Source organism: Kitasatospora sp. NPDC058048 (assembly GCF_042885555.1).
GTDB lineage: Bacteria > Actinomycetota > Actinomycetes > Streptomycetales > Streptomycetaceae > Kitasatospora > Kitasatospora lactacystinica.
In genome coordinates, this window is record NZ_JBHVRT010000007.1 from 57,401 (window position 1) to 80,429 (window position 23,029).

General features: G+C 74.3%; 22 protein-coding genes. 13 read left to right on the forward strand and 9 right to left on the reverse strand.

The genetic code is table 11. The annotated features are described in order from the left end of the window. Nucleotides 1–14 precede the first annotated feature (14 nt). Nucleotides 15–776: a hypothetical protein gene (locus tag ACFVVA_RS09675; protein ID WP_387687534.1), complete on the reverse strand. Its 762-nt coding sequence runs from the start codon at nt 774–776 to the stop codon at nt 15–17. Then, entirely contained in the window at nt 773–1,372 is a 600-nt protein-coding gene (locus tag ACFVVA_RS09680; protein ID WP_387687536.1) for an RNA polymerase sigma factor, read from the reverse strand. The genes ACFVVA_RS09675 and ACFVVA_RS09680 overlap by 4 nt, the downstream gene beginning before the upstream one ends. 297 nt (nt 1,373–1,669) lie before the next feature. Here ACFVVA_RS09680 and ACFVVA_RS09685 point away from each other — a divergent pair, with 297 nt between their 5' ends. The 4 genes from ACFVVA_RS09685 (at nt 1,670) to ACFVVA_RS09700 (ending at nt 5,272) form a co-directional block, all read left to right on the forward strand. Continuing rightward, on the forward strand, nt 1,670–2,473 hold the full coding sequence (locus ACFVVA_RS09685; RefSeq protein WP_387687538.1) for an SAM-dependent methyltransferase: 804 nt from the start codon (nt 1,670–1,672) through the stop codon (nt 2,471–2,473). A gap of 178 nt (nt 2,474–2,651) precedes the next feature. Next, nucleotides 2,652–3,539 (forward strand): DMT family transporter, encoded by an 888-nt coding sequence (locus ACFVVA_RS09690; RefSeq protein WP_387687540.1) that lies wholly within the window; start codon nt 2,652–2,654, stop codon nt 3,537–3,539. Between the two features lie 78 nt (nt 3,540–3,617). Beyond that, nucleotides 3,618–4,505 carry an SDR family NAD(P)-dependent oxidoreductase gene (locus tag ACFVVA_RS09695; RefSeq protein WP_387687542.1) on the forward strand — a complete coding sequence of 296 codons (888 nt, stop codon included), beginning with the start codon at nt 3,618–3,620 and terminating at the stop codon, nt 4,503–4,505. Beyond that, nucleotides 4,502–5,272: a polysaccharide deacetylase family protein gene (locus ACFVVA_RS09700; protein ID WP_387687544.1), complete on the forward strand. Its 771-nt coding sequence runs from the start codon at nt 4,502–4,504 to the stop codon at nt 5,270–5,272. The genes ACFVVA_RS09695 and ACFVVA_RS09700 overlap by 4 nt, the downstream gene beginning before the upstream one ends. Before the next feature lie 37 nt (nt 5,273–5,309). Here the strand turns inward: ACFVVA_RS09700 and ACFVVA_RS09705 are convergent, their stop codons facing one another. The 3 genes from ACFVVA_RS09705 to ACFVVA_RS09715 are packed head-to-tail and all read right to left on the reverse strand — an operon-like array spanning nt 5,310 to nt 8,504. Next, the gene (locus ACFVVA_RS09705) at nt 5,310–6,401 is read right to left on the reverse strand and encodes a hypothetical protein (RefSeq protein ID WP_387687546.1); all 1,092 of its coding nucleotides are present in this window, start codon (nt 6,399–6,401) and stop codon (nt 5,310–5,312) included. Between the two features lie 11 nt (nt 6,402–6,412). Beyond that, on the reverse strand, nt 6,413–7,357 hold the full coding sequence (locus tag ACFVVA_RS09710; protein WP_387687548.1) for an NAD-dependent epimerase/dehydratase family protein: 945 nt from the start codon (nt 7,355–7,357) through the stop codon (nt 6,413–6,415). 22 nt (nt 7,358–7,379) lie between these two features. Next, on the reverse strand, nt 7,380–8,504 hold the full coding sequence (locus ACFVVA_RS09715; RefSeq protein ID WP_387687550.1) for a DegT/DnrJ/EryC1/StrS family aminotransferase: 1,125 nt from the start codon (nt 8,502–8,504) through the stop codon (nt 7,380–7,382). Nucleotides 8,505–8,883: 379 nt separating this feature from the next. Here ACFVVA_RS09715 and ACFVVA_RS09720 point away from each other — a divergent pair, with 379 nt between their 5' ends. The 3 genes from ACFVVA_RS09720 to ACFVVA_RS09730 all read left to right on the forward strand — a co-directional run bounded on the left by ACFVVA_RS09720 (nt 8,884) and on the right by ACFVVA_RS09730 (nt 13,351). Next, nucleotides 8,884–11,085 carry an MMPL family transporter gene (locus ACFVVA_RS09720; protein WP_387687552.1) on the forward strand — a complete coding sequence of 734 codons (2,202 nt, stop codon included), beginning with the start codon at nt 8,884–8,886 and terminating at the stop codon, nt 11,083–11,085. Between the two features lie 230 nt (nt 11,086–11,315). Then, entirely contained in the window at nt 11,316–12,677 is a 1,362-nt protein-coding gene (locus tag ACFVVA_RS09725; protein ID WP_387687554.1) for a sensor histidine kinase, read from the forward strand. Beyond that, entirely contained in the window at nt 12,674–13,351 is a 678-nt protein-coding gene (locus ACFVVA_RS09730) for a response regulator transcription factor (RefSeq protein ID WP_359914739.1), read from the forward strand. The genes ACFVVA_RS09725 and ACFVVA_RS09730 overlap by 4 nt, the downstream gene beginning before the upstream one ends. Before the next feature lie 28 nt (nt 13,352–13,379). On the opposite strand, the gene ACFVVA_RS09735 is transcribed toward ACFVVA_RS09730, so the two are convergent. Together ACFVVA_RS09735 and ACFVVA_RS09740 are read right to left on the reverse strand one after the other, a co-directional pair. Beyond that, entirely contained in the window at nt 13,380–13,841 is a 462-nt protein-coding gene (locus ACFVVA_RS09735) for a GNAT family N-acetyltransferase (RefSeq protein WP_387687556.1), read from the reverse strand. Between the two features lie 193 nt (nt 13,842–14,034). Further along, nucleotides 14,035–14,850 carry an SAM-dependent methyltransferase gene (locus ACFVVA_RS09740; RefSeq protein WP_387687844.1) on the reverse strand — a complete coding sequence of 272 codons (816 nt, stop codon included), beginning with the start codon at nt 14,848–14,850 and terminating at the stop codon, nt 14,035–14,037. 258 nt (nt 14,851–15,108) lie between these two features. Here ACFVVA_RS09740 and ACFVVA_RS09745 point away from each other — a divergent pair, with 258 nt between their 5' ends. The 6 genes from ACFVVA_RS09745 to ACFVVA_RS09770 all read left to right on the forward strand — a co-directional run bounded on the left by ACFVVA_RS09745 (nt 15,109) and on the right by ACFVVA_RS09770 (nt 20,676). Then, nucleotides 15,109–15,456 (forward strand): PRC-barrel domain-containing protein, encoded by a 348-nt coding sequence (locus ACFVVA_RS09745; RefSeq protein ID WP_387687846.1) that lies wholly within the window; start codon nt 15,109–15,111, stop codon nt 15,454–15,456. A 163-nt stretch (nt 15,457–15,619) separates the two neighbouring features. After that, nucleotides 15,620–15,886 (forward strand): metal-sensitive transcriptional regulator, encoded by a 267-nt coding sequence (locus ACFVVA_RS09750; protein WP_188303232.1) that lies wholly within the window; start codon nt 15,620–15,622, stop codon nt 15,884–15,886. A 287-nt stretch (nt 15,887–16,173) separates the two neighbouring features. Further along, entirely contained in the window at nt 16,174–17,610 is a 1,437-nt protein-coding gene (locus tag ACFVVA_RS09755) for an endonuclease/exonuclease/phosphatase family protein (RefSeq protein WP_387687559.1), read from the forward strand. Between the two features lie 44 nt (nt 17,611–17,654). Then, nucleotides 17,655–19,658: a phosphocholine-specific phospholipase C gene (locus ACFVVA_RS09760; RefSeq protein WP_387687561.1), complete on the forward strand. Its 2,004-nt coding sequence runs from the start codon at nt 17,655–17,657 to the stop codon at nt 19,656–19,658. A gap of 90 nt (nt 19,659–19,748) precedes the next feature. After that, nucleotides 19,749–20,222, forward strand: coding sequence for a VOC family protein (locus ACFVVA_RS09765; RefSeq protein WP_387687563.1), 474 nt, complete (start codon nt 19,749–19,751; stop codon nt 20,220–20,222). A 4-nt stretch (nt 20,223–20,226) separates the two neighbouring features. Then, on the forward strand, nt 20,227–20,676 hold the full coding sequence (locus ACFVVA_RS09770) for an SRPBCC domain-containing protein (RefSeq protein WP_387687565.1): 450 nt from the start codon (nt 20,227–20,229) through the stop codon (nt 20,674–20,676). Nucleotides 20,677–20,784: 108 nt separating this feature from the next. Here the strand turns inward: ACFVVA_RS09770 and ACFVVA_RS09775 are convergent, their stop codons facing one another. Together ACFVVA_RS09775 and ACFVVA_RS09780 are read right to left on the reverse strand one after the other, a co-directional pair. After that, nucleotides 20,785–22,035 carry an aromatic acid exporter family protein gene (locus ACFVVA_RS09775; RefSeq protein WP_387687567.1) on the reverse strand — a complete coding sequence of 417 codons (1,251 nt, stop codon included), beginning with the start codon at nt 22,033–22,035 and terminating at the stop codon, nt 20,785–20,787. Nucleotides 22,036–22,146: 111 nt separating this feature from the next. Next, the gene (locus ACFVVA_RS09780) at nt 22,147–22,881 is read right to left on the reverse strand and encodes a polyprenol monophosphomannose synthase (RefSeq protein WP_380544782.1); all 735 of its coding nucleotides are present in this window, start codon (nt 22,879–22,881) and stop codon (nt 22,147–22,149) included. Nucleotides 22,882–23,029: the final 148 nt, after the last annotated feature.

The following is a 23,029-nucleotide window of genomic DNA, read 5'->3' on the forward strand; positions in this document are numbered from 1 at the left end:
AGCCCGCGGGACACTCACTCCCACGGGGCGCCCTGATCGTCCCCGGCTCCCAACGGAAGGTCCGTCCAGGAGCAGCCGGAGGTCGCCCCCGAGGTGAGCCCCCACGGGCTCGGCACCTCCTCCTCGTCCCTGTCCTGCACCGGCAGCCGGTCGATCACCGCGACCAGCGCCGGCGGCAGCTGCGGGGCGAGTCCCCGGTGCACCCGGGACAGGATGTCCCGCCGTACGTCGTCCGGCAGCAGCGGCCGGTTCATCCGCAACACCCGTGGTCCGGGCGGTCGTTCGACCGTCGCCAGCTGGTCCGACCAGGCCCGCCAGTAGTCGGCGTCGTCCGTCTCGCCGAGCATCAGGTGGTGCAGGTGCAGGCAGTAGGCGGCCGTCCCGCTGCCCGAGCCCGCCGCGAAGCGCCACCAGAACTCGGCGCCCTCCTCCTTGCCGGTGGCGTACAGCAGCGCGCCGAACACCTCGGCCCCCTCCGGCTCGATCCGGCGCGCGTTCACCAGCAGGTCGAGTCCGCGCGAGGCGTCCGGCGCACCCAGCACCAGGGCCACCACCAGGCCGAGTTCGAACGCCGCCTGCTCGTGCTCCGACGGCAGGTGGGCGGGCGCGGCGGTGATCCTGGCCCGGCGCAGCGCAGCGATCCGCTCCGCATGGGCGCGTTCGGGCCGGGGAACGCGGAACACCGTCCGGCCGCTGTTCGCCGGTTCCGCGCCGGCCGGGGCGCCGTCCGCCGGTTCCGCGCCGGCCGGGGCGCCCTCCTCCGGTCTCCCCGTCACAGCTCGCCCTCGTCGTCCGGGAGTTCGCCCACCCCGAGCCGGCGGGCCAGCCGTTCCCGGGCGTGCCGGAGGTTGGAGTGCACTGTCGCCACCGGCCGCCCCAGGTACGCCGCGATCACCTTGACGTGCAGGCCGAGCAGGTACCGCAGGATCACCACGTCCCGCTGCCGGTCCGGCAGTTCGAGGATCGCCGCGTACAGCCGCACCTCGTCGGCCTCGCTGTGCAGCAGCCCCTTCGCCACCTGCTTGAAGGCCCCGATCACCGCCGCGAAGGTGACCGCCTCCACCTCCACCGGCTCCTCGGCGGCCACCCAGTCGGAGACGTGCCGGTTGGCCAACCGCCAGGCGTAGGCGGCCGGTTCCTCGAACCGCAGGACCTGCGGCCAGCAGCGGGCCAGGTCGGACTTCACCGCCCCGACGACCAGCTCCGCGTCGGACCGGTTGCCTATCCGGGTCAACGCGAGCGCGTGCCAGGCGGGTTCGTGCGTCTCGCAGAAGGCGGCGTAGGCGAGGCCCAGGCGGAGTTCGGGGTCGGACCGGGGAGCGCGGTCGGAGCCGGCCGCCGGCGCCGTCTCCGCTCCGTGAAGGTGCGCCACGGCCGTTCCGCCCCGGAACCTGCGCGCCGGGGCACCCCTGTCGATCGTCATCGAGCCTGCTTTCCGTGGCCGTCGGCTGCTCACCCGGCCACCCGAGGGTCGGGCTGTCGGTGCCCATCCTCATTCCATCAGGCCCGTCACTCCAGGATGCAATCCGAATACAGATGGTCATCTCATGGGCGCCGTCGGTTGGTTGGAATGCTCCGAAGCTGTTCGGAACGCGACCGGTCCCGCCTATCGTGGTCAGGGGCGATCGGTCGGGAATGATCGGTCGGGAGCGGAACCGGGGAGAGCGCGATGGGTCTCTACGACGGGGTGGACCTGCGGCTGAACGTGCCGCACTCGGCCCGGATGTACGACTACTTCCTCGGTGGCTTCACCAACTTCGCCGCCGACCGCGAGGCCGCCGGACAGGCCCTCGCCGTCGCGCCGTGGCTGCGCGCCGCCGCCCGGGTCAACCGCGCCTTCATGCAGCGCTCGACCCGGGCGCTCGCCGAGGCCGGCTTCGACCAGTTCATCGACATCGGCACCGGCATCCCCACCTCGCCCAACCTGCACGAGGTCGCCCAGGGCGTCCGGCCGAACGCCCGCGTGGTCTACGCCGACAACGATCCGATCGTGCTCTCGCACGCCCAGGCCCTGCTCACCGGCACCCCCGAGGGCCGCACCGCGTACGTCGAGGCGGACGTCACCGACCCGCTCGGACTGCTCGCCGCCCCGGGCCTGCGGGAGACCCTCGATCTGGCCCGCCCGGTCGCGCTCTCCCTCAACGCCCTGCTCCACTTCGTCCCCGACACCCACGGCGCGTACGAGCTGGTCGAGCGCCTCAAATCCGCCCTCGTCCCCGGCAGCGCCCTGGTGCTGACCCACGTCAGCCCCGAGTTCGCGCCCGAGGACATCGCCCGGCTGACCCGGATCTACGAGGCCGCCGGCACCGCCGCCCAGGCCCGCACCCGGTCGGAGATCGTCCGCTTCTTCGACGGCTGGACGCTCCTCGACCCGGGGCTCGTCCCCATCGCGCAGTGGCGGCCCGCGCCGGACGAGAAGCCCGGGGCCGCCGAGGAGGTCTCGCTGTACGCCGCGGTGGCCGTCCGGCCTTGAACCACCGGCCTGCGCCCGGCCCGGCCCCTGGTGGCCCGCGTCCGTCGGTGCGGGCCACCAGGTCCGCGGAGTCCTCCCGGCGCTGCCGCTCGCTCCCCTCGTCCCACCCGTGCGCCCCCGTTCCCCCGGGCACAGACTGGTGGGGGACCGAATGCTGCCCCGCGAGGCAGGGAGAGGCATGCTGCTGGGACTCACCACCGCGTTGGCCGCGACCGTCTGCTTCGGCTTCGGGGCGGTCTTCCAGGCGCGCGGCGCGCGGTCGGCCCCGCGCGCCGACCGGGTGCGGGCGGGCCTGCTGGCCGCGCTGGTGCGGTCCTGGCAGTTCGTCCTCGGCACGCTGCTGGACATCGTCGGCTTCGTGCTGAGCATCGTGGCCCTGCGCACCCTCCCGCTCTTCCTCGTCCAGGCCGTCACCAACGCCAGCCTGGCCGTCACCGCCCTGGCGGCCGTCTGGCTGCTGGGCGCCCGGCTGCGCCGGGGCGATCTCGCGGGCATCCTCGCGGTGGTCCTCGGCCTGACCCTGCTGGCGCTCGGCTCCGGACAGGAGGGCCGCGACCACGCCGCGACCGTCTTCCACTGGGCGCTGCTCGCCACCACCGCCGCCATGGTGCTCGCCACCGTGGTCCTGGTGCGCCGGGAGGGCAATGCGGCCGCGGCCGGCCTGGGCATGCTGGCCGGGGTCGGCTTCGGCGTGACCAGCCTGGCCGTGCGGGTCCTGGACGTCTCCGGCCCGGTCGCCGTGCTCACCGATCCGGCCGCCTACGCCCTCGCCGTCGGTGGCCTCGGCGGCTACCTCGCCTACGCCCTGGCGCTGCAGCGCGGGACGGTGACGGCCGCGACCGCCGCCGGGACGGTGACCGAGACCTTCGGTCCGGCGCTGATCGGCGTGACGGTGCTCGGGGACGCCGCCCGGCCCGGGTTCGAGTGGTGCGCGCTGACCGGCTTCGTGGTCGCGGTGGGCGGCACCTTCGTGCTCTCCCGCTTCGGTGAGCTGGAGGGCGAGTCCGCCGAACTGGTCGCTCCGCACCGGGACACCGAGGCGGAGCCCGCCGCCCCGCCCCGGTAGCCCGGACGGCTCCGCCGTGCGAAGGTGACTTGCCGGACAAATCGGACGGCGACACGGCCACAGAGCGGCAGGTGCCCGATGGCGGAGGAGTCCCACTCCCGACCCCGGCGGTCAGGCCCGAAGGCCCGCACGGACCCCTCGGACTCCTCGGACCCCAAGGAGCCCTCGGCCCCGGAGGCCCCGGAGACCCCGGAGGACCGGACCGCCCCGGCCGCCCCGGCCGACCGCCCGGTCGCGCTGATCACCGGCGCCTCCTCCGGGATCGGCCTCGCCACCGCCATCCGCCTGGCCGACGCCGGCTGGCACACCCTGCTCTCCGGCACCGACCGTGCCCGCCTCGACGAACTCGCCGACCGCACCGGCGGCCGCGCCCTGCCCGAGGACCTGAGCAAGCCGGACGGCCCGGCCCGCCTCGCGGACGCCGCCCTGGCCGCGGCCGGCCGGGTGGACGCCCTGATCGCGAGCGCCGGCCTGGGCTGGCGCGGCCCGTACGCGCAGACGCCCTCCGACACCCTGGACCGGATGATCGAGGTCAATCTCGCCGCCCCGCTGCGCCTCGTCCGCCTGCTGCTGCCCGGCATGCTGGAACGCCGCCGCGGCCGGATCGTGCTGCTCGGCTCGATGGCCGGCCAGGTCGGCGTGCGGGACGAGTCGGGGTACGCCGCCACCAAGGGCGGGCTGACGATGTTCGCGGAGAGCCTCTGGTACGAGCTGCGCGGCACCGGGGTGGGGGTACGCCTGGTGCTGCCGGGGGCCGTGGACACCCCGTTCTTCGACCGGCGCGGCACGCCGTACCAGCGCGAGCGCCCGCGCCCGGTCCCGGCGGAGCGGGTCGCGGACGTCGTGGTCGCGACCATCACCACCGAGCGCGACCGGCTCTACGTCCCGCACTGGCTCGGCTTCCCGGCCCGCGTCCACGGGGTGGCCCCGGGCGTGTTCCGCCGGATGGCCTCCCGCTTCGGGTGAGCGCCGCCGCCCGGCGCCCGGGGGCGCTCACCGCCGGGGCCCTCGCCGTCGCCGCCGGGGCCGAGTTCCTGCACCTGGCCCCGGCCGCCGTCCGGCTGCCGCCGCTGCGCCGCACCCTGGCACGCCGCACCGCCGGCCACGGCACCGCGCCCGGCCACGTCGCCCTGACCTTCGACGACGGCCCCGATCCGCGCAGCACCCCGTACGTCCTCGACGCGCTGGACGAACTCGGTGCGCGCGCCACCTTCTTCCTGCTCGGCGCGATGCTGGAGCGGGCCCCCGCGCTCGGCCGGGAGCTGGTGCTGCGCGGCCACGAGGTGGCCGTCCACGGCTGGCACCACCGGCGGCAGTGGTACCCGGCCCCCGTCCGCGACCTGCGCGAACTGCGCCGCGCCGCCGAGGCGGTGACCGGACTCTGCGGCGCCCGTCCGCTCTGGTACCGCCCGCCGTACGGCGTCCTGACCGCGGGCCCAGCCCTGGCCGCCCGCCGCCTCGGCCTGCGCAGCGTGCTGTGGACCGCCTGGGGCCGCGACTGGACGGCCGAGGCCACCGGCGCGTCCGTCTACGCGACCGCCTGCCCGGGCCTCACCGGCGGTGCCACCCTCCTGCTGCACGATTCCGACTGCACCTCCGCCCCCGGCTCCTGGCGCGCCACCCTCGCCGCGCTCCCCCTGATCGCCGCGCACTGCCGCACCCGCCGCCTCACCCTCGGCCCCCTCCGCGACCACCGGGTGCCGCCGCCCGCCGGCCGGAACCGCCCGGTGTGACCGGCACGCCGGCCGACCCCCGTTCCCGCCCCCGCGGCTACCCCAGCCCCATCCGCCGCAGCGCCGCCCCGAACCCCGCCTGCCACGCCTCCGGTGTGGCGCCGGCGGACGGTGCGGGCTCCGGGCGGTGGAGCGCGGCCAGGGCGTTGCGGACCACCTCGGCCGGGTGGGCGGTGGCGACGTCGGCGTGTCCCAGTTCCAGCTCGTGCTGGAGGTTGTCGCGCCCGTGCCCCTGCACCACGTCGAGGAGCAGCAGCCGCCGGCCCAGCGCCCGGGCCTCGCTGCAGGTGTCGCCCGAGCTGGTGACCACCAGGTCGGCGGCGGCCATCAGCGCGGGGACGCGGTCGGTGTAGCCGAAGGGGTGCAGCCGGGGCTCCCGGCGCGCGGCGGTCCGCAGCCGGCGCTCCAGTTCCCGGTTGCGTCCGGCCACCGCGAGGACGTGCGGCCCGGCGGCGGCCAGCGAGGCGGCGGTGCGGGCGAGCGGACCGAGCCCCCAGGAGCCGGACATCAGCAGGACGCACGCGGCGCCCGCCGGCACGCCCAGCTCCGCCCGCGCCGCGGCCCGTCGCGGCGGCCGGTAGAACGGCCGGCGCAACGGTGCCGGCAGGACGGCGATGTCGGCCTCCGGCCGGTACCGCCGGACCGCGCACGCGGCGACCTCGGAGGTGACCAGGAACAGGTCCGTCCCCTCCTGCACCCAGAGCCGGTGCGGCGTCACGTCGGTGCAGAACACGAAGTGCCGGAACTCCCGCTCCGGCGCCTGCCGCAGCAGCCGGTTGACGGCCGAGGTCGCGGTGGCGAACACCGAGACCACCAGCTGGGGCCGCAGCGCCTCGATCAGTTCCCGCAGCGCCGGGACCAGCCGGCCGCGGGCCGCCGCGTCGGCGAGCAGGGCGATCCGGGCACCGGGCCGCAGCGCCGAGAAGTGGAAGGCGTCGTACACCCCGGGCAGGTCGAGCAGCCGGCGGAACACCGCCTCCCCGGCCGCGCCCGAGCGCGGCCCGAGCAGGGCCATGGCGTCGACGGTGCTGGTGGTCCAGCCGCGTTCCCGCAGGGTGTCGGCGCAGGCCTGGGCCATCACGTCGTGGCCCTGTCCGAGCGAGCCGGAGACCAGCAGGGCGTGCGGCATCGGGCGGCCCGTCAGGCGCCGGCGGCGGTGCCGACGGTGGCCCGGTACCAGTCCGCGTACCGCCGCACGCCGTCGGTGAAGTTGGTGCTCGGCGACCAGCCCAGCAGTCGTTTGGCCTGCGCCGAGGAGATCCGCCGCCCCGCGTAGTCGGCCTTCCGCCCGTCGATGTGCTCGATGGTGACGGGTCCCAGCAGGCCGTCCACCGTGTCGGCGATGTCCCGCACCGAGACGGCCGTCGAGCCCTCCAGCGCGAAGGTCTGGTCCTCGGCGGCGGGGGACAGGGCCCGGACGTGGGCGTCGGCGAGGTCCTCGACGTAGACGAAGTTGCGGCTCTGCCGGCCGTCCCCGGCGATGGTGATCGGCCGGCCGGCCAGCGCGGCCTGGACGAACCGGGCGACGACCAGCTCGTCCCGCATCCGGGGGCCGTACGGGATGCCGTAGCGCAGGATGGTGAAGTGCTGCCCGTAGAGCTCGCGGTAGCTGTGCACCAGCATTTCGGCGGCGAGCTTGGTGGCCACGTACAGATGGCCGCTGTGCTCCAGCTCGATCGGTACGTGCTCGTCCAACTCCTGCTCACTGCTGTCGAGTTGCTCGTCGGTGAGGGCGGCGCCGTAGACCCAGACGGTGCTTGCCAGCACCGTGCGGCTCAGGCCGCTGCGCCGGGCGGCCTCCAGGACGGCCTCGGTGCCGTCGATGTTGGTCCGCACCGCGCGGACCGGGTCGGCGGTGACCTGCTCGACGTCGGCCATGGCGGCCAGGTGGTAGACCACCTCGCTGCCGGCCAGCGCCGCGGTGAGGGCCTTGAGGTCGAGGACGTCGAGCCGCGCGTGCTCGGCGTCCGGGTTGAGGTACTTGTCGGTGGTGTCCACCGCGAGGACGTCGTGGCCGGCCGCGATCAGGTGGTCCACGACGTGTGAGCCGATGAACCCGCAGCCCCCGGTGACGGCTATCCGCACGATCTTGCTCCCTTCGCTCCGGCTACCCGGCCAGTCGCCGGTACACCGCGGAGACGGCGTCGACCACCTGCTCCGTCTCGTCCTCGGTCATGTCGGAGTGCACCGGCAGGCAGACCTGCCGGGCGCAGACGTCCTCGGCCACCGGCAGCGGCCCGCGCCGGTAGGGGGCGAACACCGGCTGGAGGTGCAGCGGCAGGTCGTAGACCTCGCCGGACAGCCGCACCGCGTGCTCCTCAGCCACCGCCCGCTTGAACTCGGCGCGGTCGACCCCGGCCGGCAGCAGCGCCACGTACTTGTAGTAGTTGCCGCGGCAGCCGGGCGGTTCGGGCACCGGGTCGAGCCCGTCCAGCCCGGCGAGCGCCGTGTCGTAGCGGCGGGCGACGGCCCGGCGGGTCTCGATGAACTCCTTCAGCCGGCGCAGGTGCACCGCGCCGATCGCGGCGTGCGGTTCGCTCATCCGCCAGGAGTAGCCGGGCTTCACGTGGTGGTTGGTGGTGAAGGAGCCCTTGCCCTGGTCGCGGTAGATCCGGGCCCCGTCGCGCAGCTCGGGCGACTCGGTGAGGATCATCCCGCCCTCGCCGCTGGTGGTGACCTTGGTCGGGTAGAAGGAGAAGGCCCCGGCCAGGCCGAAGGTGCCGGCGGCGCGCCCGTCGAAGCTGCTGCCGTGGGCGTGGGCGGCGTCCTCGACCAGCGGGACGCCGCGCCGGTCGCACAGCGCCCGCAGGGCGTCGACCTGCGGGCCGACCAGCCCGCCGATGTGCACCAGGACGACGGCGGCGGTGTCCGGGGTGAGCGCCGCCTCCAGGGTCTCGGGGGAGAGCGCGAGGGTGGCCGGATCGACGTCGGCGAAGACCGGCCGCCCGCCCGCGTGCACCACCGCCCCGGCGGTCGCGTAGAACGTGACGGCGGGGACGACCACGTCGCGGCCCCGGACGCCGACGCTGCGCAGGATCACCTCCAGCGCCGCCGTGCCGCTGCTCACCGCGATCGCGTGCGAGGCGCCGTGCTCGGCGGCGAAGGCCTGCTCGAAGCGCTCTGTCCACGGGCCGAGGGTCAGCGCGCCGGTGGTGAGCATCTCGGTCACCGCTTCGGCGACGGCCGCGCGGTCGCTCTCGTCGAACACGATGCGGGCGGCTGGAACGCCCATGGGCACCTCCGGCGGCGGGCTGCCGGAGCAGCACCGATCGGGTCGAATCCTCCCGAACCGCACGTCAGCGGACGGGTCAGGCACATCACGCTACTTCGCCCACCGGCCCCCGGCCCGCCGTCGCCGACCGCACGGGTGACCGGATCTACTGCCGTCGCAGGTCCGGGGGCTGCGTCCGGCGCAGGGCGTGCGCTCCTCCGTGCGGGGGACGGCACTACTGCGTCCGCAGTACGCAAACGGCCTGCACAGGGACGACGACGGAGCAGGGGTCGGCGATCAAGGATGGGTCATGCTGCGGGGGACCGCGTCCACCAGGACGTCCGGTCGGCCGCGGCGCTTCCTGTTCCCGAGAACCGCATCCGAAGGAGTCCGCTCTCCCGTGGCCACGTTCCTGTACCGCCTGGGCCGATGGACCTTCGTCCGGCGCCGGCTGGTGACCTTCCTCTGGGTCGCCGTGCTGGCAGCCGTCGGAGTCCTGGCGGCCAAGGCGCCCGCCGCACCCGACGACGGCTTCGCGATGCCCGGCACGGAAGCGCAGAAGGCGTTCGACCTGATGAACGAGCGCTTCCCCGGCGGCCACGCCGACGGGGCCTCGGCGCGCCTGGTGTTCGTCGCCCCCTCCGGCCAGAAGATCACCGCCGCGCCCAACCAGCAGGCGGTCGAGCGGACGGTCGGCGAGCTCGCCGGCTCCGAGCAGGTCACCGGCGCGGTGAGCCCGTTCAAGATGCCGGGCGCCGTCTCCTCGGACGGCACCACCGCCTACGCGACGGTGAGCTACTCCGCCAAGGCCGGAGAGGTGTCCAAGACCGCCACCGACACCCTGGAGCGGGCCGCCCAGCACGGCCGGGACGCCGGGCTCAAGGTCGAGATCGGCGGCACCGCGCTGATGGCCAAGGCCGACGCCGGGGGCAGCAGCGAGGCGATCGGCATGGCGCTGTCCGCCGTCGTGCTGGTGATCACCTTCGGCTCGCTGGTCGCGGCCGGCCTGCCGCTGCTCACCGCGGTCGTCGGCGTGGGCCTCGGCATGGCGCTGATCACCGCGCTCGGCAGCACGCTCGGGCTCTCCACCACCACCGGCACCCTCGCCATGATGCTCGGCCTCGCGGTCGGCATCGACTACGCGGTGTTCATCGTCTCCCGCTACCGCGCCGAACTCGCCGAGGGCCGCGCGCCCCAGGAGGCGGCGGGCCGGGCGGTCGGCACCGCCGGGTCCGCGGTGGTCTTCGCGGGCCTCACCGTGGTGATCGCGCTCGCCGGCCTCTCCGTGGTCGGCATCCCGATCCTGGCCAAGATGGGCATGGCCGCCGCCGGGACGGTCGTCATCGCCGTGCTGGTCGCCCTCACCCTGGTGCCCGCCCTGCTCGGCTTCCTCGGCCGCAAGGTGCTGCCGCGCAAGGCCCGCAAGGCCCGCGGCGGGGCGGCCCCGGCCGCGAAGGAGAACGGCGGAGCCCGCTGGGCCCGCTTCATCCTGCGCCGCCCGCTCGCGGTGCTGCTCGGCGGTGTGATCGGCCTCGGCGTGCTCGCCGCCCCCGCGCTCGACCTGCGGCTCGGCCTGCCGGGTGACGAGTCGAAGCCCACCTCCACCACCCAGCGACGCGCCTACGACCTGCTCTCCGAGGGCTTCGGCCCCGGCTTCAACGGCCCGCTGACAGTCATGGTGGACGTCAAGGGCGTCGCCGACCCGAAGGCCGCCGCGAACGAGGTCGCCAAGAAGGTCTCCGGGCTGCCGGGGGTCGTCGCGGTGACGCCGCCGATGTTCAACCAGGCGGGCGACACGGCGCTGCTCAACGCCGTCCCGGCGACCGGTCCGAGCGAGGCCGAGACCAAGGACATCGTGCACGCCATCCGCCACGACGCGGCCGGCCTGAAGACGGCCACCGGGGCGACGGTCCTGGTCAGCGGCACCACGGCGATGAACATCGACGTCTCGCAGAAGATGTCCGACGCGCTGCTGCCCTACCTCGCCGTGGTCGTCGGCCTCGCCGTCGTCCTGCTGATGGTGGTCTTCCGCTCGATCCTCGTGCCGCTGAAGGCGGCCCTCGGCTTCCTGCTGTCGGTGGTCGCCGCGCTCGGCGCCGTGGTCGCGGTCTTCCAGTGGGGCTGGCTGGCCGATCTGATCGGCGTGGAGCAGACCGGCCCGGTGATGAGCATGATGCCGATCTTCATGATCGGTGTGGTCTTCGGCCTTGCCATGGACTACGAGGTGTTCCTGGTCACCCGCATCCGCGAGGGCTACGTCCACGGTGAGGAGCCCGGCGAGGCGATCGTCACCGGCTTCCGGCACAACGCCCGGGTGGTCACCGCCGCCGCGTTCATCATGATCGCCGTCTTCGCCGGCTTCATCGGGATGAGCGAGCCGATGATCAAGATGATGGGTCTGGGCCTCGCCACCGCCGTCGCCTTCGACGCCTTCATCGTCCGGATGACCATCGTCCCGGCCGTCCTCGCCCTGCTCGGCCGCCGTGCCTGGTGGCTGCCGCGCTGGCTCGACCGCCTGATACCCGACGTGGACGTCGAGGGCAGCAAGCTGGAGACCCCCGCCCCCGAGCAGGCCCCGGTCCGGGAGTCGGTCACCGTCTAGGACACTGCCGCCCGGCCCCGGCCCCGTCCCGACACCGCGCGGGGCCGGGTCGGCGCCAAACCGCTCGGACACCGGTTCGAGCCCAACCGTTACCGTTGCTGTCGGGGGCCACCGCGCGTGCGGAGGTCCCCGCCGCGGCCCGCCGCGCCCCCGATCGGGATCGGCGCGGCTCGAACCCAGGCTGCCCGGTTGCGGGCGTGGCCAGTGTCCCCCGACCGGAGAGCACGAGCATGAGCGACTTCTGGCAGCGCCTGCGCCGCGACCATCCGCGGCTGCTCGACGTCGCCGGCGGCACGGCCATGGTCACGATCACCGCCCTCGGCGCCACCATCGACCAGAACGGCGGCCGCTTCACCCCGTTCGCCGCCCCCACCTTCGTCATCGCGCTGGTCTCCGCCGTCACTCTGTTCGCCCACCGCCGCCACCCGCGTGCGGTGGTCGCCGTCACCCTGCTCTGCACGATGGCGCTCGCCATGGTCAGCCCCCGGCTCACCCCGACCCTGGCCACCCCGCTGCTGCTCGCGCTCTACTTCCTCGCCATCCGCACCGACCGCGCCACCGCGCTGCGCGCCTCGGTCGTCACCGCCGTCCTGCTCACCGGGATCGCCCTGCTGTTCGGCCCCGGCGGGCCGGTCAGCGAACGGCTCGGCGTGCTGGCCTGGGCCCTGCTGCCCGGCGCCCTCGGCGACTCGATCCGCAACCGCCGCGCCCACCTCGCCGCCATCGAGGAGCGTGCCGAACGCGCCGAGCGCACCCGCGAGGAGGAGGCCCGTCGGCGGGTCGCGGACGAGCGGATCAGGATCGCCCGCGACCTCCACGACGTCGTCGCCCACCACATCGCCCTCGCCAACGCCCAGGCCGCCATCGCCGTCCACCTCATGGACAACCACCCCGTCCAGGCCCGGGAGGTGCTCAGCCACATCACCGACGCCACCGGCTCGGCCCTCCAGGAACTGCGCGCCACCGTCGGCCTGCTGCGCCGCGCCGAGGACCGCGCCCCGCTCGAACCCGCCCCCGGCCTCGACCGGCTGCCCGAACTGATCACCACCTTCGAGCGGGCCGGCCTGCCGATCCGGCTCTCCGTCGAGGGCGAGGCCCGCCCGCTGTCGCCCGGCGTGGACCTCACCGCCTTCCGGATCGTCCAGGAGTCGCTGACCAATGTGGCCAAGCACGCCCACGGCGCCGACGCCGAGATCACCCTCGCCTACAGCGGCAGCCGGGTCGCGGTCAGCGTCGCCAACGGCCGGCCGACCGCGACCGGCCGCCGCCGCGCGGTGTCGCTGCCCCAGCACCCGCCCAGCGAAGGAGGCTTCGGCCTGATCGGCATGCGCGAGCGGGCCGGGGCGGTCGGAGGCCGGCTCAGTGCCGACCGGCGGCCCGACGGGGGCTTCCTGGTCACCGCCGAACTGCCGCTGCGCACCGGCGCCCGCGACGACGGCCCCGAGTCCGCGGGCGCCTTCACCGCCGCCGACGTCGCCCGGGCCGCCCGGGCCGCGCGCACCACCCGTACCGATCGCCCGACACCGGCCGAACGACAGGAGCACGCCGCCCGAGCGGACGGCGCGCTCCGAGAGGACAGGGACAACGCATGACCATCCGGGTACTGCTCGCCGACGACCAGGCCCTGCTGCGCGGTGCCTTCCGCCTGCTGATCGAGGCGGAGGAGGACATGGAGGTGGTCGGCGAGGCCGCCGACGGCCGGGAGGCCGTCGCGCTCGCCCGGGCCACCAAGCCCGACATCGTGCTGATGGACATCCGGATGCCAGGCGTCGACGGTCTCGGTGCCACCGCCGAGATCTGCGGCGACGAGGAGCTGTCCGGCACCCGGGTGCTCATCCTCACCACCTTCGAGATCGACGAGTACGTGGCCCAGGCGCTGCGCGCGGGCGCCGGTGGATTCCTCGGCAAGGGCGCCGACCCCAAGGAACTGCTCGCCGCCGTGCGCACCGTCGCGGCGGGCGAGGCGCTGCTCTCGCCCGCGGCCACCCGGGCCGTGATCGACCAGTTCCTGGCCCAGCCCGAGCCGGCGTCCGCCACCCCCGCGAGCGAGCGGTTGGCCGTCCTCACCGCCCGTGAGCGGGAGGTGATGTCGATGGCCGCCACCGGCCTCACCAACGAGGAGATCGCCGAGCGGATGTTCGTCAGCCCGTTCACCGTCCGCACCCACGTCCACCGGGCGATGTCCAAGCTCGACGCCCGGGACCGGGCCCAGCTCGTCGCCATCGCCTACCAGACCGGCCTGGTCCCGCCCGGCCGTCCGGTCTGAGCGTGCGGCGGGCGCGGCGGGGCCGGGGTCAGGCCGTGGGCCGCCCCGCACCCGCCCGCGGGGCGCGGACACGGGGGAGCCCGAAGGCGGACATCTCCTTCTCCTCGTAGGAGAGGAAGCCCAGCGAGCGGTAGAAGGCGTGGTTCCGCACGCCCTCCGGGGTGGACTCGTGGTCGGTGGAGAGCAGGAAGAAGCGGCAGTGCGCGTAGCGGTCCATGAGGTGCTCCATCAGCGCACGGCCCACGCCCTCGCGGTGGTGGCGCGGGTGCACCAGGACGTCCTGGACATAGCAGACCGCCTCGTCGTCCGAGATGGTGCGGGCCAGCCCGAGCAGTTCCCCCGACTCGTCGCGCGCGGTCACGACCAGATGGGAGTTGGCCAGGCCGCGCATCAGTTTGTCGACGTCGCTGGTGTAGCCCTCCCACTCCACTGCGTCGTACAGCTCGAACATCTCGTCGCGGTCGAACTCCACCTCGCGGGCGATGATCACACGGCCTCCCCGATCGCGCGGCTCTCCCCGAGTCGCGGTACCTGACGTATCCGAACTGCCCATCGTTCCAGGCCGGCCCGCTCCGCTCAAGGCGGTGCGGGCCGCCTGCCCCGGGGCAGGTCAGCCCGTTCGCGCGCGATCGCACGGGGCCGACAGCCGGATCTTCCCGCGCATCGGCCGACCGGCCCGGGCCTCAGGGCTTGCGGGCCACCGCGCCGTACATGCTGACGCGGTCGGCGCCGGGCTCGGGGGTGGTGTCGGGGCGCCAGAGGGGGACGGTGGTGACGCCGGGTTCGAGGAGGTCGAGGCCGTCGAAGAAGGCCCGGACCTCCTCGCGGGAGCGGCCGACGAGGGGAGCGGTGGCCCTGTCGTAGACGCCGGTGACCCGGTCGCGCGTCGTGGACGGGATGAAGTCGGCGGTGCCGTGCGACAGGACCAGGTGGCTGCCGGAGGGCAGGGTGTCCAGCAGCGCTGCGAGCACCCGGTGGGGCTGGTCCTCGTCCCGCAGGAAGTGGAGGACCGCGGCGAGGACGAGCCCGACCGGGCGGGAGAAGTCGAGCAGCTCCACCGCCCGGACGGCGTCCAGCAGATCGCCGGGCTCGCGCAGGTCGGCCTGGATGACGGTGGTGCGGCCGGCGCCCGAGCCGGCCATCAGGGCCCGGGCGTGGCTGAGCACGATCGGGTCGTTGTCCACGTAGACGACCCGGGCGCCGGGCCTGGCCGTCCGGGCGATCTCGTGGGTGTTGCCGGCCGTGGGGATGCCGGTGCCGATGTCGAGGAACTGGTCGATGCCGAGGTCGGCGACGCACCGCACCGCGCGGGTGAGGAAGGCGCGGTTGGCGCGGGCGGTGGAGCGGAACTCCGGGTTGGCGGCGAGCGCCTTCTCGGCGGCGGCGCGGTCGGCGGGGAAGTTGTCCTTGCCGCCGAGGTAGTAGTCGTACATCCGGGCCGGATGCGGCACGTCGGGCCGCAGGTCGGCCGCGATCCCGGCCCCGCCGGACTCCCACATGTTCTCGTACCCCACGGCTGCCGCCCCTTCGCCCGGACACCACTGACACCACTGACGATCCACTCGCGGTCCTGCTGCCGGACAGCCTAAAGCCCAGGTCACGGCCCCCGTGGCGGTTGGCCGGGTCACCCCCGTATGTCCCTTTCGTCGGGCCGGGGGCCGGTGGCCCCGCCGCGCGTCCCGGCCGCTCCCGGCGCAGGATGGGAGACCGGGGCGGGGGAACAGCCGGGGACGGGAGGTCGGACCGTGGGCATCGCGATGGCGGACATCCGCGAGTGGCGCGGCCACGCCGTGGTCGACGAGAAGAGCCACCGCATCGGTTCGCTGGAGTCGGTCTACGTGGAGACGGCCAGCGACGAGCCGTTCTTCGCCACCGTCACGGTTGGGTTCGCCGGTCGGCGCCGCCTGGTGTTCGTCCCGCTGGAGGGCGCGGTGGCCGGCCCGGACTACCTCCGGGTGGCGTACCCGCGCAACCTCGTCAAGCAGGCGCCGGCGATCGGCACCGACGACGTGCTGCCCGCCGAGGACGAGCCCGCCGTGTTCGCGCACTACGAGCTTCCGTACGCGACCGGCGCGGGCGGGGAACGCCGCCTGGCCCGCCGCTGAGCCGCGTCCTGGCCCTCCGCCGGCCCCGCCGCCGGCCCGCGCCCGCCCCCGCCGCCGACCCGCGTCCGGCGCGGGCGGGTCGGGTACGACGTTCGCCACCCGGGAATGAATACCCCGCCGGGTACACTTGTCCATCGACAGTCGATGTGAAAGGCGGCCCGACATGCAGGTGGACGAGGAGGCGGTCGGCGCGGTTCTGAACCGGCTGCGTCGCGCGCAGGGCCAGTTGGCCGGGGTGATCGCGATGATCGAGGCGGGCCGGGACTGCAAGGACGTGGTCACCCAGCTCGCCGCCGTCTCGCGCGCGCTCGACCGGGCCGGGTTCAAGATCGTCGCGAGCGGCATGCGCCAGTGCATGGCCGCCGCGGACGAGGACGCCGCGCCGATGAGCGAGGCCGAGCTGGAGAAGCTCTTCCTCGCCCTGGCCTGACCGGCGCTCCGCGCCTCGGGAGCACGGCCCGACGGGGGCCGCGGTGGACCGGTCCACCGCGGCCCCCGTCGCATGTCCGCAGGTGCGCCCACCGAAGTTCCCGCACCGCCCGACGCCCCGTCATGCTTCGTTCATGAGCCGGTCGCCGGCTTTCGGGTGAATGAGGCCGCCCGCAGTTGTACAGCCAACTGCGCGAGCTCCCTTCTCCCAGCCTCCGTGACCAGCCGTACCCGGCCCCGGCGAACCGTCCCCCGGCGGCCCGGTCCCGGACGGCGGACAGGACAACCGTGGCCGCAGGCAGCGCCCTGACGCTCAGTTCCTCCACCAACCCCACCGAAGGCGACCGGCTCACCTTCCACTGGACCACCGACGCCCCCGACGCCAAGAACTGGGTCGGGATCTACGACGGCGGCCGCCAGCCCGGCAACGGCAGCTCGCTGCTGTGGAAGTACATCCCGGGCACCTCGGGCGACGTCCAGCTCGACACCTCCGCGCTGACCGGCGGCCCGTACACCGCCTACCTGCTCGCCAAGGACGGCTACGGCATCCTCGCCAGGACCGAGCCGTTCTCCTTCCGCCCCAAGCCCGCCGTCGTCCGCCCGCACGCCGCCGTGGACGCGTTCACCGCCACGCCCGTCGCCCCGGGCGCCGCCGTGACGGTCCGGCTCGGCGGCCTCTGGTCCCGCCCGGCCGGCAACCCGGCCGGCTCCGCCACCTACCGCAAGGTCGGCGGCCCGGCCTGGGCCGCCGTCAGCGCCGACGGCACGCTCACCGGCACCGCCCCCGCCGCCGCCGGCAAGAACCCCGAGCCGGTGGTCGTCGGCGTCAAGGACAGCACGGGTGCCACCGACACCGTCACCGTCCTCGTCCCGGTGGTGGACCCGGCCGCACCAATGCGCCTCAAGGCCGCCAGCTGGAACCTGCACGACGCGGGCTCGGCCCACACCGACGCGCTGGAGAAGCAGTTGCGCGTGGTCCTCGCCCAGGGCCTGGACGTGCTCGCCCTGCAGGAGACCGCGGGGGAGCGGGCCAGGACCCTGGCCGACGCCCTCGGCTGGTACGCCTACCAGAGCCCGGGCAGCGTCGGCATCCTCAGCCGCCACCCGCTCACCGACGTCACCGCCCCGACCGCCGAACTGCCCGCCGCCGCGGCCACCCTGCGACTGCCCGGCGGCCGCAGCGTCCGCTTCTGGGCCGCCCACCTGGACGAGGCGGGCTACGGCCCGTACGCCGTCCAGGACGGCCGCACCGCCGCCGAGGTGGAGGCCGCCGAGAACGGCTCGCTGCGGCTGCGGCAGGCCCGGGCGCTGGCCGCCGCCGTCCGCACCGACATCGCCCGGCGCACCCCGGTGGTGCTGGCCGGCGCGCTCTCCTCGCCCTCGCACCGCGACTGGACGGCCGCCACCGCCGCCGCCCACCAGGGCGTCGGCGCGCTCGCCTGGCCGGTCACCGTGGCCCTCCAGGGGGCCGGACTGACCGACACCTTCCGCGAGGAGTGCCCCGATCCGGTCAAGGCCCCCGGCAACACCTGGTCGCCCACCCGCAAGCGGCGCGGCGACCGTCCGGAGCCGCAGGACCGCGTCGACTACGTCCAGTACGCGGGCCCGTTGAAGCTGGTCGAGGCGCACACCCTGGTCGCCGACTGGCCGCAGCCCGACCCCGGCACCGCCGCCAACGAGTGGCCCTCCGACACCGCCGCCGCGGTCGCCACCTTCCGGCTCTGAGCTCCCCGGCTCCCCATCCCCCAGCTCCGAGAGGCCAGTTCGTCATGCCCGAGCTCTCCCGCCGCACCTTCGTCGGCGCCACCGCGGCCGCCGGCGCCACCGCCCTGACCGGTCTGGCGGCCGCCCAGGCCGTCGCCGCCCCGGCCCCGGCCCCCGCCGCCGATGCCAAGCCCGCCGCCCCGCTCACCGGGACCATCAAGGACGTCAGGCACGTCGTCGTCCTGATGCAGGAGAACCGTTCCTTCGACCACTACTTCGGCACCCTGGCCGGTGTCCGCGGCTTCGGCGACAAGCAGGCGCTCCAGTTCCCGGACGGCACCGACGTCTTCCGCCAGCCCGACAGCCGGCGCAGCGACGGCGGCGCGATGCTGCCCTACCGGATGGACACCGCCAAGTACAACGCCCAGAACGCCGGCGGCCTCCCGCACGACTGGGCCACCGGCCACCAGGCCATCAACAACGGTGCGATGAACAAGTGGATCGCCGCCAAGGGCGAGCGCACCATGGGCTACTTCACCCGCGACGACATCCCCTACCAGTACGCCCTGGCCGACGCGTTCACCGTCTGCGACGCCTACTTCACCTCGCTGGCCGGCCCCACCGACCCCAACCGCCTCTACCTGTGGACCGGTACCGCCGGCCCCGGCCGGGACGGCACCACCGGCCCGTGGATCGACAACACCCCGGTCACCGACAACCCCGTCGCCGACTGGACCACCTACGCCGAGCGCCTGGAGGCGGCCGGCGTCAGCTGGCGCGTCTACCACAACCCCAGCAAGGACGACCGCACCGGCGACTACGACGACAACGCGCTCTCCTACTTCAAGCAGTTCCACGAGTTCCCGCACGACGACCCGCGGTACGTCAACGCGATGACGAAGTTCGACCCCGCCGACTTCGACCGCCACTGCAAGGACGGCACCCTGCCGACCGTCTCCTGGCTGGTCGCGCCCTACCTGTTCTCCGAGCACCCGGAGGCCGGTCCGGCCTACGGCGCGCACTGGGTCGACCAGGCCCTGCAGTCGCTGATGTCCAACCCGGAGGTCTGGCAGCACACCGTCTTCCTGGTGATGTACGACGAGAACGACGGCTACTTCGACCACATGGTCCCGCCCACCCCCGAGCCGGGCACCCCCGAGGAGTTCACCCAGGGACGGGCCATCGGCCTCGGCAACCGGGTGCCGCTCTGGGTGATCTCGCCCTGGTCGCGCGGCGGCTGGGTCAACTCCCAGGTCTTCGACCACACGTCGGTGCTGCGCTTCATGGAGCTGGTCACCGGGGTTGCCGAGCCCAACATCTCGGCCTGGCGCCGGGCCGTCTGCGGCGACCTCACCAGCTGCTTCGACTTCGCCGCCCCCGAGCACGCGATCCCGGCGCTGCCCGACACCAAGGCCCTGATGGCCAGGGCCGACGCGGGCACCAAGCTGCCCGGCGTCGCGCTGCCGGCCGTCGGCGCCCAGGCGATGCCGGTCCAGGAGCGCGGCGAACGCCCGCACCGGCCGCTTCCGTACCAGCCGTGGGCCGACGTCGAGGTGGACCGGAAGACCGGCAGGGTCACCTGCACGATGAGCAACGACGGCTCGGTGGCCTTCCCGTACACCGTCTACCCGAACATCCTGCTCCCCTTCGCCGGCACCCCGTACACCGTCGCCCCCGGTGCCACCGCCCGGTACGTCTGGGACGCCGCCGCCACCGGCGGCCGCTACGACTTCACCGTGCACGGCCCGGACGGCTTCGTCCGACGCTTCGCCGGCACCGTGGTGCGCGACGGCCAGGACGGCCAGAACGACATCGGCGTGCCGATCGTCACCGCCGACCTGCGCGGCAACCGCAGGCTCACCCTCCAGGTGGCCAACGACGGGATGACCGACGTGGCCTTCACCGCCGCGCCCAACGACTTCGCGGGCACCGCGCAGACCGTCCAGGTCAAGCCCGGCAAGCAGGCCGACCTGGCCTGGCCGCTGGACAAGCAGGGCCGCTACGACGTCGTCGTGACCGCCCACACCGGTCAGCGCTTCGTTCAGCGCTACGCGGGCTGGGTGCACTGAGCCCCGGCCGGCCCGGCCGGGGGCGCCGATCCGGTGACCCCCGGCCGTGGCTCGGCCGCCGTGCCGGAGCCCGCCGTTACCGTCGGGCGCATGCAGAAGATCACCACCTTCCTCTGGTTCGACGACCGGGCCGAAGAGGCCGCCGCCTTCTACACCACCCTGTTCCCGAACTCCCGGGTCACCAGGACCACCCGGTACGGCGAGACCGGCCCCGGCCCGGCGGGCTCGGTGATGACCGTCGAGTTCGAGCTCGCCGGCCGCGAGTACACGGCCCTCAACGGCGGTCCGGCGTTCCACTTCACCGAGGCGATCTCGCTCCAGGTGGAGTGCGAGGATCAGCAGGAGATCGACCGGCTCTGGGCGGAGCTCAGCGCGGACGGCGGTGAGGAGGGACCGTGCGGCTGGCTCAAGGACCGCTACGGCCTCTCCTGGCAGATCACCCCCCGGGTGCTGCTCGACCTGGTCGCGGGCGAGGACCGGGCCACCGCGGACCGCGTGTTCGCGGCCATGCTGCGGATGCGGAAGATCGAGATCCAGCCGCTGCTCGACGCGGCGAAGGGGTGAGGTCGTGACCGCCTTCGGCCACCGCGGCATCACCTACCTGCGGGCCACCCCCGAGCGGGTCTGGCACGCGCTCACCAACGCCGACGAGTCCGGCCTCTACTGGGGCCACCGCAACGTCTCCACCTGGCTGCTCGGCGCGCCCTGGGAGCACCAGCGGACCGACGGCTCCGGGACCGCCGACGTCATCGGCACCGTCGAGGCGGTCGACCGCCCGCACCTGCTGGTCACCACCTGGGCCGGCCCGCAGGAGCAGCACGCCGCCTTCCCCTCCCGGGTCACCTTCGAGCTCCAGGGCTGGCAGGACCTCACCCGGCTCACCGTCACCCACGCGGACCTCGCCGACGAGGCCGCCCGGGCGGACGCCGAACAGGGCTGGTCGGCGGTGCTCGCCAACCTCAAGACCTACCTGGAGACCGGCCACCCGCTGCCGCAGCAGCCCTGGCTGATGCCCTGACCCCTGCCCCGTGACCCCGGACCGCGGCCACTGGCCCCCGGACACGCCCTGCCCGCGGCCCGTGGCGCCCGGCGCCTGGCCAGGGCGTGTCCGCCACGGCGGAGCGCCCTACGCCGCCGGGCGCTCCGCCGTGGCGGACCGGCCGCCGCGGGCCCGCTCGCCGCGCAGCAGGCGGCGCAGCGCGGCGTAGCGGGAGAACCGCTCCCGGTTCGCCACCGAGGCCCGGTCCAGCTCCTCCATCAGCCGCCGGCTGCGGTGCTCCAGGTCCATCTCGTCCAGGATGCGGTCCACCTCGGCCAGTATCGAACCGTGCAACTGCCAGGCCTCCGGGTGCTCCTGGACCTTGCGCAGCAGCACCTGGGCGACGTTCTCCCGGCAGGCCCAGGCCGCCGCCAGCTCGGTGGTCAGCCTGTCCTCGGCCTCCTCGGCGTTGCGGCTCACCTGCGTGGTCACCAGCACCGCGTAGCTGACCATCGCATCGCCCACGTGCGCCAGCAGCTCCTCCAGCCCCGACGCGACGTCCGGCGGGAAGAGCCGTTCGCCGGGCGCGCGCCGCTTGGCCAGGTCGGTCAGCGAGCGGGCCAGCACCCGGATCACCACGACGCAGATCTCCAGGGTGTCCAGCCCGGTGCGCAGCACCAGCCGGGACAGCAGCCCCTCGCTGATCCGCGGGTTGAAGCGCAGGCTGTCCTCCGCCTGGCGCAGCGCCGCGTCCACGTCGGCGATCGCCTGGTCCAGCCGCCGGGCCTCGTGCAGCCGTTCGGCGGCCCGGGCCACCAGGGTGGGGCGGCCCAGTTCCTCGGAGATGTCCAGGAGCAGCTGGCGGGCCCGCCGGGCGAGGTCCTCGATCGACTCCCCGGCGGTGTCCACCCAGACCGGCGGCGCGAACAGCAGGTTGAACAGCAGGCCGACGGCGGCGCCGATGAGCGTCTCCAGCACCCGGTCCCAGGCCTGCGAGGCCAGCTTGGTCACGCCCAGGATCAGCATCGCGCTGATCGCGACCTCCTGGACGAACTCCTCGACCCGGACGAACCGGCCGACGACCAGCGAGGCCAGGATGATCAGCCCGAGGCTCCACCAGGAGAGCCCGACCACGGCGCTGAACCCGATCGCGATCAGCACCCCGACCACCACCGAGTTGACCCGGCGGATGCTGGTCTTCAGCGTCGAGTAGACGGTGACCTGGACGACCAGCAGCGCGGTCAGCGGCGCCGTCAGCGGGGCGGGCTCGCTGCTCAGCTGCGTCGCCACCGCGTAGGCGATGGTGGCCGCCACGGTGGCCCGGACGGTCTGGACCACGAAGGGTTCTCGGGCGCTGCGGCGGACCAGGTCCGCGAGGGACTCCGGGAGAAGGGCCATGTCGCCCTTCTTTCCCCGCATCCGCCGTTCACACCGCTCCCGGGGCGCTCCGGCACCCGTACGCCCGCATCGGCCCGGGCCGGCGCGCCGCCGTCGCCGGGGCCCGCCGGCTCAGTTGTCGCGGTTGAAGCGCAGCTTCCAGGGCGCCAGCGCGGACTCGACCTGCACACCCATGCTCATCTTCGAGGCGCCCTCGATCCGCTCCTCGAAACGGATCGGCACCTCGCGGATCGACAGGCCCTGCTTGACGACCCGGTAGTTCATCTCGACCTGGAACGAGTAGCCGTTGCTCTGCACGGTCGGAAGGTCGATGGCGCGCAGGGCGCTCGCGCGCCAGGCCTTGAACCCGGCGGTGGCGTCCCTGACCCCGAGGCTCAGGATCGCGTTGACGTAGAAGTTCGCCCAGGCGGACAGCGCCTTGCGGTGCCAGGGCCACTCCTCGGCGGTCGAGCCGCCGGGGACGTAGCGCGAGCCCAGCACCACGGCGGTGTCGTCGGCGAGCAGCGTCTCGACCATCACGGGTATCACCGAGGCCGGGTGGGACAGGTCGGCGTCCATCTGCACCACCACGTCGGCGCCCTCGTCCAGGGCCTTGGCCATGCCGGCCAGGTAGGCGCGGCCGAGGCCGTCCTTCTCGGTGCGGTGCAGCACGCCCACGGTGCCGCCGGAGTCCGCGGCCAGCTTGTCGGCGATCTCGCCGGTGCCGTCGGGGGAGTTGTCGTCGACCACCAGCAGGTGCAGGTTGGGCACCGGAAGCTCCGCGAGCATGCCCGCGAGGACCGGGAGGTTCTCCCGCTCGTTGTACGTGGGGACGACCACAACGACCTTGGGGGAGGCCTCGACCATGTTCTGTTTCCCTCGTGCCTGCTCCGGATGGGACCGTGCGAGTCTATCCGGCGTGTCGGCCGGCTCCCGCCCCGGCTGGGGGCGGAAACCCGTTCGACCGCGATGGGCCGATGTGGGAGGCTGCCGCCGCCGTTTCCGAACGCCGACC

Excerpts from the sequence above, each read along its gene's own strand:
- ACFVVA_RS09690 (WP_387687540.1), top strand. The coding sequence starts at position 2,652 with ATGCTGCTGGGACTCACCACCGCGTTGGCCGCGACCGTCTGCTTCGGC.
- ACFVVA_RS09745 (WP_387687846.1), top strand. The coding sequence starts at position 15,109 with ATGGCGGACATCCGCGAGTGGCGCGGCCACGCCGTGGTCGACGAGAAG.
- ACFVVA_RS09765 (WP_387687563.1), top strand. The coding sequence starts at position 19,749 with ATGCAGAAGATCACCACCTTCCTCTGGTTCGACGACCGGGCCGAAGAG.
- ACFVVA_RS09730 (WP_359914739.1), top strand. The coding sequence starts at position 12,674 with ATGACCATCCGGGTACTGCTCGCCGACGACCAGGCCCTGCTGCGCGGT.
- ACFVVA_RS09725 (WP_387687554.1), top strand. The coding sequence starts at position 11,316 with ATGAGCGACTTCTGGCAGCGCCTGCGCCGCGACCATCCGCGGCTGCTC.
- ACFVVA_RS09695 (WP_387687542.1), top strand. The coding sequence starts at position 3,618 with ATGGCGGAGGAGTCCCACTCCCGACCCCGGCGGTCAGGCCCGAAGGCC.
- ACFVVA_RS09750 (WP_188303232.1), top strand. The coding sequence starts at position 15,620 with ATGCAGGTGGACGAGGAGGCGGTCGGCGCGGTTCTGAACCGGCTGCGT.
- ACFVVA_RS09760 (WP_387687561.1), top strand. The coding sequence starts at position 17,655 with ATGCCCGAGCTCTCCCGCCGCACCTTCGTCGGCGCCACCGCGGCCGCC.
- ACFVVA_RS09685 (WP_387687538.1), top strand. The coding sequence starts at position 1,670 with ATGGGTCTCTACGACGGGGTGGACCTGCGGCTGAACGTGCCGCACTCG.
- ACFVVA_RS09740 (WP_387687844.1), bottom strand. The coding sequence starts at position 14,850 with ATGTGGGAGTCCGGCGGGGCCGGGATCGCGGCCGACCTGCGGCCCGAC.
- ACFVVA_RS09775 (WP_387687567.1), bottom strand. The coding sequence starts at position 22,035 with ATGGCCCTTCTCCCGGAGTCCCTCGCGGACCTGGTCCGCCGCAGCGCC.
- ACFVVA_RS09705 (WP_387687546.1), bottom strand. The coding sequence starts at position 6,401 with ATGCCGCACGCCCTGCTGGTCTCCGGCTCGCTCGGACAGGGCCACGAC.
- ACFVVA_RS09715 (WP_387687550.1), bottom strand. The coding sequence starts at position 8,504 with ATGGGCGTTCCAGCCGCCCGCATCGTGTTCGACGAGAGCGACCGCGCG.
- ACFVVA_RS09780 (WP_380544782.1), bottom strand. The coding sequence starts at position 22,881 with ATGGTCGAGGCCTCCCCCAAGGTCGTTGTGGTCGTCCCCACGTACAAC.